At 57.9% G+C, this 15,178-nt stretch carries 15 protein-coding genes; 7 read left to right on the top strand and 8 right to left on the bottom strand.

The features are described from left to right. Positions 1 to 232: 232 nt before the first annotated feature. Entirely contained in the window at positions 233 to 913 is a 681-nt protein-coding gene (locus CVT63_05240; protein ID PKQ27946.1) for a thymidylate synthase, read from the bottom strand. 36 nt (positions 914 to 949) lie between these two features. Then, positions 950 to 1,474 (bottom strand): nitroreductase, encoded by a 525-nt coding sequence (locus CVT63_05245; GenBank protein PKQ27947.1) that lies wholly within the window; start codon positions 1,472 to 1,474, stop codon positions 950 to 952. A gap of 178 nt (positions 1,475 to 1,652) precedes the next feature. On the opposite strand from CVT63_05245, the gene CVT63_05250 reads away from it, so the two are divergent. Genes CVT63_05250 through rsmI form a run of 4 tightly spaced genes read left to right on the top strand, consistent with a single transcriptional unit; the run spans position 1,653 to position 7,470 of the window. Beyond that, positions 1,653 to 3,233 (top strand): hypothetical protein, encoded by a 1,581-nt coding sequence (locus CVT63_05250; protein PKQ27948.1) that lies wholly within the window; start codon positions 1,653 to 1,655, stop codon positions 3,231 to 3,233. Between the two features lie 59 nt (positions 3,234 to 3,292). Continuing rightward, complete coding sequence (locus tag CVT63_05255; protein ID PKQ27949.1) at positions 3,293 to 4,396, top strand: hypothetical protein; 1,104 nt, start codon at positions 3,293 to 3,295, stop codon at positions 4,394 to 4,396. A 30-nt stretch (positions 4,397 to 4,426) separates the two neighbouring features. Beyond that, positions 4,427 to 6,595: a hypothetical protein gene (locus tag CVT63_05260; protein ID PKQ27950.1), complete on the top strand. Its 2,169-nt coding sequence runs from the start codon at positions 4,427 to 4,429 to the stop codon at positions 6,593 to 6,595. Between the two features lie 20 nt (positions 6,596 to 6,615). Next, positions 6,616 to 7,470, top strand: a complete 855-nt coding sequence (gene rsmI, locus CVT63_05265) for a 16S rRNA (cytidine(1402)-2'-O)-methyltransferase (GenBank protein ID PKQ27960.1) — start codon at positions 6,616 to 6,618, stop codon at positions 7,468 to 7,470. A 163-nt stretch (positions 7,471 to 7,633) separates the two neighbouring features. On the opposite strand, the gene CVT63_05270 is transcribed toward rsmI, so the two are convergent. Both CVT63_05270 and CVT63_05275 read right to left on the bottom strand, forming a co-directional pair. After that, positions 7,634 to 7,870: an AbrB family transcriptional regulator gene (locus CVT63_05270; protein ID PKQ27951.1), complete on the bottom strand. Its 237-nt coding sequence runs from the start codon at positions 7,868 to 7,870 to the stop codon at positions 7,634 to 7,636. 9 nt (positions 7,871 to 7,879) lie between these two features. Beyond that, complete coding sequence (locus CVT63_05275; GenBank protein ID PKQ27952.1) at positions 7,880 to 9,274, bottom strand: peptidase C69; 1,395 nt, start codon at positions 9,272 to 9,274, stop codon at positions 7,880 to 7,882. A gap of 209 nt (positions 9,275 to 9,483) precedes the next feature. On the opposite strand from CVT63_05275, the gene CVT63_05280 reads away from it, so the two are divergent. Beyond that, the gene (locus CVT63_05280) at positions 9,484 to 10,338 is read left to right on the top strand and encodes a hypothetical protein (protein PKQ27953.1); all 855 of its coding nucleotides are present in this window, start codon (positions 9,484 to 9,486) and stop codon (positions 10,336 to 10,338) included. A gap of 243 nt (positions 10,339 to 10,581) precedes the next feature. Here CVT63_05280 and CVT63_05285 read toward each other — a convergent pair whose 3' ends face one another. The 4 genes from CVT63_05285 to CVT63_05300 form a co-directional block, all read right to left on the bottom strand. After that, a complete protein-coding gene (locus CVT63_05285) occupies positions 10,582 to 10,770 on the bottom strand; it encodes a hypothetical protein (protein PKQ27954.1) in 189 nt (62 codons plus the stop codon). A 77-nt stretch (positions 10,771 to 10,847) separates the two neighbouring features. Then, positions 10,848 to 11,231, bottom strand: coding sequence for a hypothetical protein (locus CVT63_05290; protein PKQ27955.1), 384 nt, complete (start codon positions 11,229 to 11,231; stop codon positions 10,848 to 10,850). Between the two features lie 32 nt (positions 11,232 to 11,263). Continuing rightward, positions 11,264 to 11,920, bottom strand: a complete 657-nt coding sequence (locus CVT63_05295) for an RNA polymerase sporulation sigma factor SigH (GenBank protein PKQ27956.1) — start codon at positions 11,918 to 11,920, stop codon at positions 11,264 to 11,266. Between the two features lie 219 nt (positions 11,921 to 12,139). Further along, positions 12,140 to 12,334: a 4Fe-4S ferredoxin gene (locus CVT63_05300; GenBank protein ID PKQ27957.1), complete on the bottom strand. Its 195-nt coding sequence runs from the start codon at positions 12,332 to 12,334 to the stop codon at positions 12,140 to 12,142. Between the two features lie 283 nt (positions 12,335 to 12,617). Here CVT63_05300 and CVT63_05305 point away from each other — a divergent pair, with 283 nt between their 5' ends. Next, a complete protein-coding gene (locus CVT63_05305) occupies positions 12,618 to 14,459 on the top strand; it encodes a molecular chaperone DnaK (GenBank protein PKQ27958.1) in 1,842 nt (613 codons plus the stop codon). A 66-nt stretch (positions 14,460 to 14,525) separates the two neighbouring features. After that, positions 14,526 to 15,155: a nucleotide exchange factor GrpE gene (grpE, locus tag CVT63_05310; GenBank protein ID PKQ27959.1), complete on the top strand. Its 630-nt coding sequence runs from the start codon at positions 14,526 to 14,528 to the stop codon at positions 15,153 to 15,155. The last annotated feature ends 23 nt before the right edge of the window (positions 15,156 to 15,178 follow it).

Below are 15,178 nucleotides of genomic sequence, written 5' to 3' on the forward strand. Positions count from 1 at the left end.
GAGAGTAATAGATAGGTCTTACGTTTCAGAAGGCCAAAAAATGGCCTGGTTGTGAGCTTTCTGAGCTATGGGAGGGGATTATCTCTTAAAGTCCTGTTTGAGGTTTCCTACCACCGAGGATCTTACGAGGATCAGGTCGTGCATTCACTTCCTCAAAAGACTCCCAAAAAAGCCGAATCGACGTCCGTTGGAATCGCCAATACTGGCATTACCATGCCGACAAATGGCGTGGTTAAGCCTTTTCCGGGTCTCGTCCCAGCCGCAGGTTCGCCACCTCGAAATACATGTCGTAGAGGTGGAGGCCTTTGCTGACGGCGATGGTTTCGCCGGGGGTGACGCCGTGGCCGATTTCGTCGGCCATGTACTCTTTGAGGAGTTGGATTCCGGCGAGATTGGACGGGAATCCGCCCCAGAGATCCCACGAGCGGAAATAGACGATGAAGTGGAGCTTTTTCTCGTCGGGATAGATGCGCGTGTCGATCTGGCGCAGGCACGGCGGGTCGGCCAGCAGGATGCTGTCGGGATTGCAGACGGCCATGCACGCCTGATTGGTTCCAAAGCCATCGTCCCTGTACATCTTGATGACCTCGGGAATCTGAGGTTCTATGAACTCGGCATACGTGTAGTCTTCCCGCTCGGCTTTGGAGTGCGCGTTGACGAGCTTGTCTAAGTACTTGTGCACAAACTCCATGTCGGTTGGGGGCGGGAGGCTCGAGCCTTCTGGCATCATCGGCACGAGCGGGCGCGCCTCGGGATGGGTGATCTTCACGACCACGAACTCAAACTCGCGGCGCTTTTGGCCTTCGTAAGAGCCGCGGTCGATGACGTACTCGCGGCCATTTTCCATGACTTTGTAGATGCACTGGAACCATGCGTCAGGAAGGTCGCGGGCTTCGATGTTGGTTACCTGCAATAGTGCCTCCCGGTTTCTGCCGGCGAGACGCCGGCGCTACCACTTCTCCCGGTGGACGATGTCATCCAGTTCGTTCCTCGGGCGGTCGCCCGGCATCTTCAAAGGCACGCCGAGCGGTGTGAGGCCCACGATGCGGAACTTGTCGGGAACGCCCAGGATCTCGCGCACACTGTCCTCGTCGAACATGCCAATAAACAGTGTGCCGAGCCCGAGATTCGCGGCTTCCAGCATGATGTGATCCATGAGGATGCCGGCGTCGGCCATGTAATACTCCTTGCCGTTCACGACCCCAGAGGCGGTCGGATCCATGCAGATTGCCAGGAGCACCGGCGCTATTCCGACCGCATTCGCGCCCGGGTTGCCCTCGAGCGCCGCCGCGACTCGGCCGCGCGTCTTGGCGCTCTTCACCACCAGGATGTGCCACCCCTGCCTGTTTGACCAGGACGGCGCGTAGCGCGCGCTCTCGAGCACCTGCCCGACCTGGTCGTCGGTGAGATCCGTTTCCTCGTATTTCCTGACGCTGCGCCGCTTTCGTATCGCCTCGACAGCCACGTGCACCACCCATCACCCGCTGCTTTTGTTCTTCGGGCGTATTCTACCAGAAGGCTCGCACCCGGCGATTCGCTGCTTCATAGTCTGAAAAAGCTACCTGAAACTCAAGGCAGGCGTTAATTCTGACGATGACTGTTTTGTGAAAATGGGACTACTGGTCATAGGAGACAGAGGAAGGAAGAGCTCGATGAGAACTCGCAGAATGAGAAAGGTTGCTGCTGCGTTATTGAGCGTGCTGATGCTTACGACTTTGATGGTCTTTATCGCTCCATCCGGGGCAGGCGCCTGCGGCTATGGCAAGTGGTATCTTCCGGAAGGTTACACGGGCGGAAACTTCGACACGTACATACTCGCGCAAAATCCGAACGACTGCGAGGCGAAGATCAAGGTTCGGTTCATGACTGACACGGGCGTGACCGAACCGGTTGAGTACGAAATGAAGCCGTTGTCGCGTTTAACTATAAAGGTGAATGACATCAAGGGACTCGAGGACGCGAATGTCTCAACCATGGTCGAGCAGCTCGAGGGCTCGGGGATAGTTGTCGAGCGCGCGATGTACTTCACGTACGAGGACGGCAAAGCCGGCGGCAGCGACTCCATCGGGGCGAATCAAACATCCAATAGTTGGTATCTCGCGGAGGGCTACACCGGTGAAGGGTTCGACACTTACATACTGGTCATGAACCCGAACGAGCAGGTCGCGCATATCGAAGCGAAATTCATCACCCGGCCCACGACATCCGGAACGGGCGGAATTGAACCGAACTACATCGTCAAAAAGTACGATATCGACCCGATGCGCAGGCTTACCATCCACGTCGATGAGATTCCCGGCCTCGAGGACACCGAGGTCAGCACTGAGATCTTTTCCGTGCCGGCGGGCGCGGGAGAGGGAGAGACCGCGCCGGGCGTGGTGGCCGAGCGGTCTATGTATTTCAATTATCTTGGAGTGAACGGCGGGCACTGCTCGATTGGCGCTCCGGCCTCATCGAACCATTGGTATCTGCCCGAAGGGCGCACCGCGGGCGAGTACGACACGTATGTCCTGGTGATGAACCCCAACTCGACACGCACACACATCGACGCGTCTTTCATGGTTCCGGCCAACAATGCCGGAGGGGGCAGGGAAATGAAGCCTCACGACCCCCCGGATTCGACGCCTGAGACCGAGCCTGTTTCCAACAAGATCGTGAGAAAAGAGTTCATCCTCGAGCCTTTCGAACGCTACACGATAGCAGTGGACAAGATCGAGGGGCTCGAATCGACAGACGTGGCGACAATGATCCAGTCGTGCGCCGCGTCGACGGAGGAAGGCGCCGGCGGTGAGTGTGGAAACCCGGTGGTTGTCGAGCGCGCGATGTACTTCACGCGGGGAAACAACGGAGATGGCCACAACACGATTGGCGCCACCATGAAGCGCGAGTACTGGTTGCTTGCCGAAGGGTACACGGCCGAGAAGTTCGACACCTGGGTGCTCGTCATGAACCCGAACGCGTCCGACGTGAAGGTGCGGATCACTTACCTGAAGCCGGAGGGAGAACCGATCGTCAAGGATTACGAGGTCAAGGGATTGAGCAGGCTCACGATTCCCGTTGACGAGATTCCCGGCCTCGAGGCGACAGAAGTGTCGTCTAAGATACAGGTTCTCGGGACGGTGGACGGGCGCGGCGCGGCGTGCGAGTACGGCATCATCGCCGAGCGCGCGATGTACTTCGAGTACAACGGCATAGTAGGCGGGCACTGCTCGCTCGGAGTCGGCGAGTATTAAAGAAAAACGCAACAAAGGGGCCTGACCCCCTTGTTGCGTTTTTGGGGGAAGGGTTGCGGATGGCGAAAAAATACTCGCTCATGCGATGCCGCAAATGCAGATTCCCACGGGTAGTGAGCTTTTTCATAAAGTGGAACGACAACGGCACCATCACCCAGTTGCCGCGCCGCGACTTCAGGGGGGTCGTGCTGCACTTCGGGTTTCTCGACAACCTCTTCTCGAATATCGAGGCGAAGCTCGGGATATCCATAGAGCACATCGCCTTCGAGGCTCAGCGCAACGCCAGCAAGGTGACGTTCCAGAACTTCTCCGGCAAGGTTCCGGGGGCTGTCACGCTGATGAGGCTCGGCCTCGTCAGGCGCATGGGGGTTGAGCAGTTCAACAGGGTTGGCGTCATTACCGGGCAATGTCACTCGCGGACATTGGAGTACAAGCCGGGCGAGTACGGCGTGGCGAGAGTCCGCAATCCTTTTCACCCCGGCCTCATGGCCGCGAACATCGTGGGCGCTTTTGAGATTCTGGAGGGAGTTCCCTTCAAGCACACGTTGTCCGAGGAGTCCCCCGACACATATATCATCCGCGTGGAGCCGACCGGAGAACGGGCGGAGATCACCGAGAGGATGACGTTGGAGTTCTCACCGATAGCGCCGGGCCACCTTGTCCATGACCGGTGCCCGCGGTGCAAAATACCTCGCGCGCTTTCGTCACACCTCAAGTGGATGGAGAACGACGGCATCATTTTAGACACTCGAACGGGTTCGAGGATCGTGATGCTCGACGGGTACATGCTTACGACTGTCTTTCGTGAGATGACGCGTGAGTTGGGCGATGAGGTAAACGACATGCTTGTGGATGCGCAGCGCGAGTGGACTGTTGACCACGTCGGGCAACTGGGCTTGACGGAGGGCAACGGGGCGCTCTTGCCCGAGGATCTCGAGAAAACGTACCGCCGTTACCTCGAGGACATGCCGCTTTACGGCATCGGCAACCCGGTCGGCCTCGAGGTGGACAGTGGGGCAATAAAGGTGACTGTCGAGAACCCTTACGAGACGCACATCATCGCCGGGACGCTTCAGGGTCTTCGCGAGGCGCTCGAGAAGAGCAAGAGCAACGTGCAGTGGACGGAAACCGCGCGCGGTTCCGTGGAGTACACAGTAACTTAGCGAAAACGCATATTTTGGTTTGACCCCATTATGCGTTATAATTGCTGGGAACCTGGATATAACGTGAAAAAGCCCACGGAGGTGGATTTTTTGGTTTTGGGGAAAAGAGTCAAGGTCTTGCTGGCCGCCGCGCTCGCGCTTTCTTCAGTCGCGATGGTCGTTCCGATCGCTCCCGCGGCCGGTGGCGCGCATGCCCCGATCGGACTTTCGGTCGGCTTTCCGACGTCGAGCGCGGGCGGTTGCCTGAAGCTGACATGGCGCGTGGACGATCCCGAAAGCGTCGGCGGGTACAAAATTTATCGCTCGACAAAGGCCGGCAGCGATTTCAAGGAGGTTTTCTCAGGCCCCGTGGACACGCGTCTCGACCGCATGGAGTACGTGGACACAGGCTTGGCGGACGGCGCTACCTACTATTACCGTGTGACAGTGGTGGACAAAACCGGCAAAGAGAGCGCGCCCGGCAACACCGCGAAAGGAACGCTCCCGAAGCGCAAGGCGAGAGTTGCCGGCGGTTATCCGGGGAAGCATATTATCCTCTCCATAGCGGATCAGCGGGCCTGGTTTCTCGAGGACGATGTTCTCGTAAAAACGCACCTGATCTCAACGGGCACAACGTCCCACCCGACGCCGATGGGCGTCTTCTCGGTTGAGTATCATGAATACTGCGCCGTCTCTGTGCTATACGGCGGCGTTTACTGCTACTGGTGGATGGGTTTCGCTCCGGATACCGGCATGCACGCCCTCCCGTACGACCCCAAGTCGGGAACTTGGACCTCGGCGAGCTGCCTGGGGCATCGGGCGTCTCACGGTTGCGTGAGGCAGGCCGTCGCGGACGCCGAGTGGGCTTATCGCTGGGCGCCAAATGGAACGCGCATCGACGTAATCGGTGAACACTGGAACTACGTGCCTCCACCACCACCACCCCCTCCGGTAAAGGGCGGACACGCCAGTCGTGGCATCGATCAGAACTCCACAGACTGGTACTTCGCGGAGGGTTGCACGTCCGGAAACTTCAGCGAATATATTTGCATGATGAACCCGATGGCGAACACCGCCAACGTCAACGCGCAGTACATGAAGCCTGACGGCAGCGTTGTCGGCGCGAGCTACGCGGTGCAGCCGTTCTCGCGTTACACCATCAGCGTGGGCGACATCGGGGGGCTCGAGAGCACGGAGGTTTCGACCCATCTCTCCTCGGATCAGCCGATAGCCGCCGAACGCTCTCAATATTTCTTTGATTACAAGGGGAAGGACGGCGGAACCGATTCCGCCGGAGTGACGGCGCCGGGGAAGACCTGGTATCTCGCCGAGGGATATACGGGCGGCGACTTCGACGAGTACATTCTTGTGCAGAACCCGGGCGCGAATGCCGGCACAGTGCACGCACAGTACATGAAACCTGACGGGCAGACCCTCGATTTCGATTACCCGATCAAGCCGACCTCGAGGTTGTCGTTGCACGTGGACGACATCCCCGAGCTGTTGAACACGGACGTGTCGGCCAGGATCACCTGCGACCAGGACGTGGTCGTAGAGCGCGCGCAGTACTTCAACTACTACGGCAAGGACGACGGTAACGCGTCCGCCGCCGTTGAGGCCCCGGCAAAAACATGGTATCTCGCCGAGGGTTACACCGGCGGTGATTTCGACGAGTACGTGCTGATACAGAACCCGAGCGCGGACGCGGGCAAGGCCACCGTCACGTTCATGTGCTCAGACGGCATGAACATAGAGAAACAGTACGACCTGCTGCCGAAGTCGCGCTTCACGATCCACGTGGACGACATCCCGGAGCTGGCATGCAAGGAGATATCGACGAAGATAGAGGCTGACGTTGACGTCATCGCGGAGCGCTCTATGTACTTCGTGAGCTATAACAGACCGGGCGGCGCGGACGCTCCCGGAGTGACGACGCCGGCGAAATACTGGTATCTCGCCGAGGGTTATACGGGCGGCGACTTTGACACCTACGTGCTCGTTATGAACCCGAACAGCGAGGCGGTAAAAGTTGACGTCAACTACCTGCTTCCCGGTGGTGGCATCAAGACCGCCAGCTACGATGTCGCGGCCAACAGCAGATACACCATCCAGGTGGACTCGATCGACGGTCTTACTAACACCGAGTTCTCAACCGCGCTTACAGGGGACAAGCCGATTATTTGTGAAAGGGCGATGTACTTTTCCATGCCCAGGAAGTGACCGTGGTCAAGCAAGAGCGGATAGAGCAGGGTGGCCCCGGCAAGCTTTATCTTTGCGCGACACCGATAGGCAACCTCGACGACATCACTATTCGCGTTCTCGAAGCACTCCGCGGAGTGGATATCATCGCGGCCGAGGATACCCGGAGAACCCGAAACCTTCTCGCGCGCTATGACATACACACCCCCATGCTCAGCTATCGCGAGGAAAATCGCGATGTCGCTGGCGCGAAGCTGATCCGGCGCCTCTCCTCGGGAGCGAAAGTCGCGCTGGTTTCAGATGCCGGCACGCCCGGGATATCGGATCCGGGACACCACCTCGTCGCGATGTGTGTCGAGCGAGAGATACCCGTTGAAGCATTGCCGGGCCCGAACGCAGCCCTGGCCGCGCTGATCGTCTCCGGCCTTCCCACGAAGCGATTCGCCTTTGAGGGTTTTCTGCCGAGGAAGAAAGGCGCGCGCCGCCGCGCGCTCGAGGAGCTGGCGACCGACGAGCGCACGCTAATTTTCTACGAGAGCCCCGCCAGGATCGCTGACACGCTTGCCGACGTTCAGGAGGCGCTTGGCGACCGGCGCGCGGCGCTCGCCCGCGAGCTCACCAAGAAGTTCGAGGAGATTTTGCGCGGAACCGTCTCACAGCTTCGCGAGGAGATCGCGTCACGCGCGCGCAAAGGCGAGATGGCGCTGGTGGTTGAGGGGTATCAACCTCATGCCACGGAGTTTGATGAACGGGCCGCGATCGACGAGGTGTTGCGCCTCAAAAAGAGCGGTCTTTCATTGAAAGAAGCGGTCGCCGAGGTAGTCGAGGGAAATTTTGCCGGTATGTCGCGTTCCACGCTCTACAACACGGCGCTCGAGCGCATGTCGGAGGAATAACAAGCGCGAGCTTCAACGTGTCTACCTTCACTGCGTAGGGGAGTCTGGCAACGTCTACCGTGCAACGGTAGACGGTGCCTGACCCCTGGTTGCGGTAGACGGAGAGGTAGACGGTGCCTGACCCCTGGTAGGGGAGCGCCCCAACCTTAATCCTCCCGCCTCTTTAGGGCAGGTTTTTGATCCGCCGCAGACAATCGGGGCAGATTTTTTTGTCGAGGAAGTGGTGAACCGCTTCGGATGCTCCGCAGAAGGCGCATCCATCGCGATGAGGCGAGATCGTCAGCCTGCCGTCGTCAAACTCAATGTCAAGCGGATCCCCCGGCTGAAGGCCCAGCATCATGCGGTAGCCTTTGGGCACAACCACTCTTCCAAGATTGTCGATCTTTTTGATCAACCGCATGTCTCCTTTCTAAATTTCGGTGCCACCCACGGTGAGCTCCGCGATTCTGAACGTCGGACTGCCCGTGGTGACGGGCACGCCCTGCCCATCCTTGCCGCAGGTTCCCTCCTCGAAAGCGAGGTCGTTGCCGACGGCGTCGATGATTTCGAGCGTCCTGGGTCCGTTGCCGATCAGGACGGCGCCTCTCACGGCGGGCCCGACCTCACCGTTTTCTATCAGGTACCCCTCTGATACCGCGAAGACGTAGTCGCCTGTAACGGGATCCACCTGCCCGCCGCCCATCTTCGCGGCGTACAGCCCCGACGTGGTCGAGCCGATTATCTCCGCCGCCGTTGAGTTCCCCGGCTCGATATACGTGTTGCTCATTCTCGGGATCGGGGCGTGGCAAAACGATTGACGGCGTCCGTTTCCTGTGCCAGGCACGCCGTCCTTCATCGCCCCGTGCCTGTCGTAGAGGTAGTTTCGAAGGATCCCATTTTCTATCAATAACGTGCTCCGCGAAAAGGTTCCCTCATCGTCGCGCGCGTACGAGCCCCAGAGGCCGGGCACGGTTGGGTTGTCTGTCGCGGAAACGATCTCTGAGGCGACTGCATGACCCAGTTTGCCAGCGTATACCGAAGCGCCCTTGTGGACGTGGTCGATCTCGAGGCCGTGGCCGCAAGCTTCGTGAAACAGGACGCCGCCCGTCCCCGCGTTCATGACTACGGCCATGCGTCCCGCGGGAGAAGGCCGCGCGTCGAGCATCACAAGTGCTCTCCTGGCGGCCAGAATAGCGATCCGCGCGCAGTCGTGTTTCCGGTAGAACTCCGAGCCCATCAGTTCGCCCGGAGCTTCCTGCCCGACCTGCATGACGCCGTCGCGGCTTGCCACAACTTGCACGATCAATCGCGTACGGCGGCTGGCGCCGGTCTGCGTTTCCCCGAGGCTGTTTGCGAATAACTCTTCGTTTATCGAGGAGTTATGCGTGACCGTGACCTGCCGGACATCCTTGCCGACGCCCCTTCCCGCTTCGTCGCAACGTTTCATGTGCTCCACGACGTCCGCGATACGGGGCATCTCCGTGTCACGATCGCACACTGCTTCAGGCTCTTTGCGAGCCGGCGTTTTGATGCGCAGCGCGACATCGCCGGTGGTGTGCGCGAGAGCCTCGGCCGCCGTCTTCGCGGCTCGCAGCACGTGTTCGTCGTCGATTATGTCGGTATGCGCATACGCCGCGAGGTCGTCCTTGATGACACGAACTCCAGCTCCCGCATCAACGCCCGATGAGACATCATCGACCTTGCCGTCTTCGAAGCGGATAGTTGTCGTCAACTGGCGCTGGCAGATTACGTCGGAGTAGATGCCACCTGTTGACAGTGCCTCACTTACGGCCTTCAGGGCAAGATCCGGGACGATTACGGACAAATCAGTCTCTCCACTCCTGTTGTTGAAAGCGAACGCGCTATTTGAGGCTAATACAACGTACCGTCATGCGCAACCAATTATTTCCATATTTGCAAGTGGTATCATTGGCAAGCCGTTTTCCCGCGATTCGCGACGGGCGGCATCGAACACAAAGAAAGTGAAAGGCTCGATATGAACGGTTCAAAAGTTATCTTCGCGCCACGCGCCTCGTGATTCATCTGGCGCGCGCGCTGGCTATAATTCCCGCTATTCTCATCGCGCACGTGAGCCACGGGCCCACTCTCGAACAATCAATTCCGAAGCCGATCATGCGCATCCTGTCGCGCTACGAGCATCTCGGAATGCGAGCGCTCGACTTTCTCGCAATGAGCAATTGGATATACAAGCATAAGATTCTCCGTCGTGGTGTCGAATGGTTGAGTGACAAGGTAACCGGTCAGATAAATGGCGAGGTCATTACACTGGAGGAAGCGCGGGAGATGGTCGCTTCGATATGCGACGCGGGATACACGATCGCCACAGGCACCTGTCCGTGCCGGCGGGCCAGGAACGAGATCTCCGACGAAATCCCAAACGATACCGATATGGTTTTCGGGGATTGGGCCGAGCATTACATGAAGAACTATCCGGACTTTTATCGCAAGATCGATCTCATTGAGGCGAAACACTTGCTGAAAGAGTTCGACCGCCACGGTTTCATCCACCAGGTGTACGGTTTTGCCAGAAAAGGTGGCGCCGCTTACGCGATATGCAACTGCGACAAGTCTGTCTGCATACCGTTGCATGCGCAAAAGACCCGCGGGTTCCAGTCGTTCCGCAAGGGAAGATCAGAAGCGGTCATTGATGCCAGCGCATGCAAAGGCGTTGACGAGTGCGGCGTGTGCATTGCGCGGTGCCCGTTTGACGCGAGGCTGGCGGGAGACAACGGGAAGGCGATGGTCAAAGAGGGCGCCTGCTTCGGGTGCGGCCTTTGCGTGAAAACGTGCAAAGGGAAAGCCACAGCGCTCGTTCGCCGTAAAGGCGCGCAAGCGCAACTCATATTCGCCCGCGACTTCATCAAATAACGCAACACCGGGGGTCAGGCCCCCGGTGTTCCCGGTGTTGCGTTTTTCGGGATGGACGTCGTGGCGCGCGGACGCGCCACCACCTAAGATGAAAATGTCTCAGGGTAGTCTGTGCCCCCTCGCCCCTTGGGGGAGAGGGTTGGGGTGAGGGGGACAGAATACCTCCCCCACCTTAATCCTCCCGCCGTCTGAGGGGGAGGAGATCAGAAAGGGCTATTTTCGGAGCAGTCCCTTGTGTTGCGCTTAGTCGTCTTCCCGGTCGCTCTCTTCGAACGCGCGCTTCATCTCTTTGATGACTCTCGCTGTCGCGATAGTTCGCCTGACGATTTTTGGAAATAGCGTGGGGAGGAACAGGAAAATTCCCACAGCGAGGAGTGCCAGGAACTCGAGCGGACCGAGCCCGAAAAAGGCAAATGCGCCAGCGAAAATCATACAAACTCCATTTTTGTCCCGTCGTCGTTATCTTGATATACCACATCCGGCTTGTTGGTGACAACAATCGCCGCCGGTCACGGCTGCCTGAAAGCGCGGTAGAAGTGGTATCCCAGCGCCAGCGTCCAGAGACCTACAGGAATAAACACGTACGGCAAGGTCCTGGGCATCAGTATCCCAAGGATAATGAGGTAAGCGAGTCCGGAAAGGTAGGCTGTCAGGTGGAGAAAAACGTTGAATTTGCCCAGCGCTTTCTTGACCGCCGCGTGGCGCTTTTCCTCTTCCGCTTTCTTGAGCGCGAATAGTCGCTCGAAGTACTGCGCCTCGTCCCATTTGCCCGCCTCGCGCTCGTCGAGGAGACGCAGTTCTTCAGGGCTTTCTGGCTCGGCGGGGGAAGGCATCACTTCGTGACCAGGCTGCTCCCCGATTTCCTTGTTTTGGGCGTGCTCTTCAGTGTCCATTTTATCTCCCGGCTCCTGCCGTGGGGAGGGGGTTAACCGGTAGCCTCTGAGAACTCGCACTCTTTTTTGATCTTTTGCTTGATCCGGCAGAGGGCATTGTCCACTACCTTGGTCTCGCACATCAGATCCTCGGCTATCTCCTGGTAACTCCTGCTGTCGAGGTACTTTATAAACACGCTCCACTCGAGATCCGAGAGCTTATCGCGAAGTATCGCTATGACGGTATCCAGCTCCTCCTCGAAGATGAAGAGATTGAGCGGATCCTCTGATTTTTCTGAACCGCGGCTGTGCGACGCGAGTGTGTCGAGAAGATTCTCGTCCGAGGACGGTGCGTCCAGCGACTGGTAGGAGCTCAAGGGGTTGTGTTTCTTGCGCGCATGCGTCTTGACGGCAGTGATGATCTGTCGTGTGACGCACAGTATAGCGAACGAGCGGAACGAGCAGAGTTCGCCTTCCTTGAAGTCACGGATCGCCTTGAAAAGGCCGATCATTCCTTCCTGGACAGTGTCCTCGTGATCAGCCCCGGGAAGGAAATAGGATCGGGCTTTCAGGTGAGCGAGGTATTTGTACCGATTAATGAGAACGCTTTCGGCCAGGCGATCCCCGGACTTCGAGCACCTGACCAGTTCTTTGTCCGAGAGTTCGTGATATTTTTTGACGGAAGGGTTTGTGGTTTTGTATCGTGCCATTCCATCTCCTTAATGCATTAGCCTGCAGCATCCCTTGTACCACTTCGCAAAAGTATAGCCACGTCTTGTCATATTTGTCAAATGAGTTATGTAAAGTAACCTTCTGTTGAATTCTGTACACGCCTGATCGGTTTTGTAAAGAATAGACATGAAGATTTTGTGCTGGAAAAACGGAAGGCGGGTTTCCCCGCCTTCGCATGACATGTCGAGGGTGAATATCTAGTTCATGGTTATGGCTTCGACCGGGCACTCCTCAGCGCAATTCCCACAGCCAGTACAGTTGTCAATGTTTGCTGTGACGGAAATGTCGTCCACAAGGTCCAGAACCTCCTGCTCGCATACATCTACGCACAGACCGCAACCCGTGCACTCGTCGACATCGATAGCTGGCCTTTTGTCGCTAGTGTCTCCCACTGTTTCACCCCCTGTATCAGAAATCCAAGTGAGAATAATCTCAGCGGGACGCACAGCAGTCAAGCAATACAAACAAATTGGGGTCAGACACCGTCTACCTTTACTGCGTAGAGGGGTCTGGCACCGTCTACCGCGCAGCGGTAGACGGAAAGGTAGACGGTGCCTGACCCCTTCCCCCTCCTGCTGCTTGGGCTATTAAGATACTTGACAAGAAGAGACTCAAGTTATATGCTACGTGGAGTAACTGGTTTGTGCCTGAAGCAAGGAAGAGGAGTGATGACAGATGGCTAAAGTAATTGGGATCGATCTTGGAACGACAAATTCGTGCATGGCTGTCCTCGAGGGCGGAGAGCCTACGGTTGTCCCCAACTCGGAAGGTGGCAGAACAACCCCGTCCGTGGTGGCGTTTGCCAAGACGGGAGAAAGGTTGGTCGGACAGGTCGCCAAGCGGCAGGCTATAACCAACACGGATCGCACGATCGCGTCCATCAAACGCAAGATGGGAACAAACGAGAAGAAAAAAATCGACGATCGTGATTACACCCCGCCGGAGATATCAGCAATGGTGCTCCAGAAGCTTAAAACAGATGCTGAGGAGTATCTGGGAGAGAAGATCATACAGGCGGTCATCACGGTTCCCGCGTATTTCGATGACAGCCAGCGTCAGGCGACCAAGGACGCGGGCCGCATCGCCGGGCTCGAGGTCCTTCGCATCATCAATGAGCCGACGGCCGCGGCGCTGGCGTACGGACTGGACAAGGAGAACGAGCAGACTATTCTGGTTTTCGACCTGGGCGGTGGCACATTCGACGTTAGCGTACTCGATATCGGTGGAGGGGTGTTTGAGGTCAAGGCTACCAGTGGCAACACGCACCTTGGAGGAGACGACTGGGACCAGCGTATTGTCGATTGGATGGCGGATGATTATAAGGTCAAGACGGGGATAGATCTGCGAAGCGACAAGATGGCGCTGCAGAGGCTCAAGGAGGCTGCGGAGAAAGCTAAGATGGAGCTTTCGACCACGACGTCCACCAACATCAACCTTCCGTTCATCACCGCGACCAGTGAGGGTCCGCAGCACCTCGATACTACACTGTCGCGAGCGGAGTTCAACAAAATGACGGCTGACCTGGTTGACAAATGCGTGATCCCCTTCAAGGCGGCGATCAAGGACTCGGGGCTCGACGTCAAGAACCTGGACCATATCATCCTGGTTGGAGGCGCGACCCGCATGCCCGCGATCCAGGACAAAGTTCGCGAGCTGACAGGCGGCAAGGAGCCCCACAAGGGGGTCAACCCGGATGAGGTCGTAGCGGTTGGCGCGGCTATCCAGGCAGGCGTTCTCAAGGGAGAGGTCAAAGACGTTCTGCTTTTGGACGTGACCCCGCTGTCGCTGGGCATCGAGACGCTGGGAGGCGTGTCTACCAGGCTCATCGAGAGGAACACGACTATCCCGACGCGCAAGAGCGAGGTTTTTACGACCGCCGCGGACGGGCAGAATTCGGTGGAGATACATGTCCTGCAGGGTGAGCGCGAGATGGCCGAGTACAACAAGACGCTCGGCCGCTTTCAACTGGTCGGCATTCCGCCGGCGCCCAGGGGCATCCCGCAGATCGAAGTTGCCTTCGACATCGACGCGAACGGCATAGTGAACGTAAGCGCAAAAGACAGGGCGACCGGCAACGAGCAGAAGATCACTATTACCGCCAGTTCCGGGCTGTCAGAGGAAGAGATCAAAAAGATGACGATGGACGCTGAGGAGCATGCCGATGATGACCGCAAGCGCAGGGATGAAGCCGAGATCCGCAACCGCGCGGATGAGGTAGTTTACACAACCGAGAAATCACTGCGTGAGCTTAGCGACAAAGTTGACCAGGCGGAGAGGGCGACAATCGAGTCGTCGATAAACGAGGTGAAAGAAGCTCTCAAGGGCGACGACACCCAACTCATCAAGTCCACAATGGAAAGCTTGGTTCAGGCCTCGCATAAGCTGGCGGAGCAGGTTTACGCGCAGACGGCCAGCGCCGCGGAAGGTCAGGCGCCCTGTGGGTCGCAATGTGGCCAGGATGGCCAGGACGAGGATGTCATCGAAGCCGACTATGAAGTAGTGGACGAAGACAAGTAACGCGCCCGCCAGACGTAGCCGGTTGGTTGCCAGCGCTTATAAAGGAAAGGTTTTCAAGGTAAAGACATGAGCGAGGTAAAAGGTTCGAAAAAGCCGATTCGCGATGACGCCAGCGCCAGCAAGAAAAAGGCGGAACCTCCCCGCGCCGAAGACAAGATCGAGGCAATAGAAGACGGCGGTGACAGTGACGTGACGCATGGCGCCGAAGTGGCACCGGAGGAGAAGATGCATTCGCTGAATGCCGAGGTCGAGGAACTGGCCGACCAGAACGCTCTGTTGCTGGACACTCTCAAGAGGCTGAAGGCGGACTTTGAGAATTATAGAAAGAGGATGCTCAAGGAACAGACGCGGATCCTCGAGACGGCGGAGGGCGAGCTGGTCAAGAAGCTGTTGCCCGCGATAGACAACCTGGAGCGCGCTCTCGAGAGCTCTCTTGTTGACGGGGCCAGTGGCCTTGGCGACGGTGTGGCCATGGTGCGCGAGCAGATGCTGGACGTTCTGCTAAAAGAGGGCCTCGAGATCATCGACCCGCAAGGAGAGCCTTTCGATCCGGAGCACCACGAGGCGATGATGGTGGTCGAGACGACCGAGTGCCCGGAGGATACGGTGATTGACGTGGTTCAGAAAGGTTACCGCTTCAACGGCGTCCTGTTGCGGCCCGCGAGGGTACGAGTATCCTGTCTCGCGAAAAGTTAGCGTCACTGAAACGCAACAAAGGG

Source organism: Candidatus Anoxymicrobium japonicum, from assembly GCA_002843005.1.
Taxonomy (GTDB): Bacteria; Actinomycetota; Geothermincolia; order Fen-727; family Anoxymicrobiaceae; genus Anoxymicrobium; species Anoxymicrobium japonicum.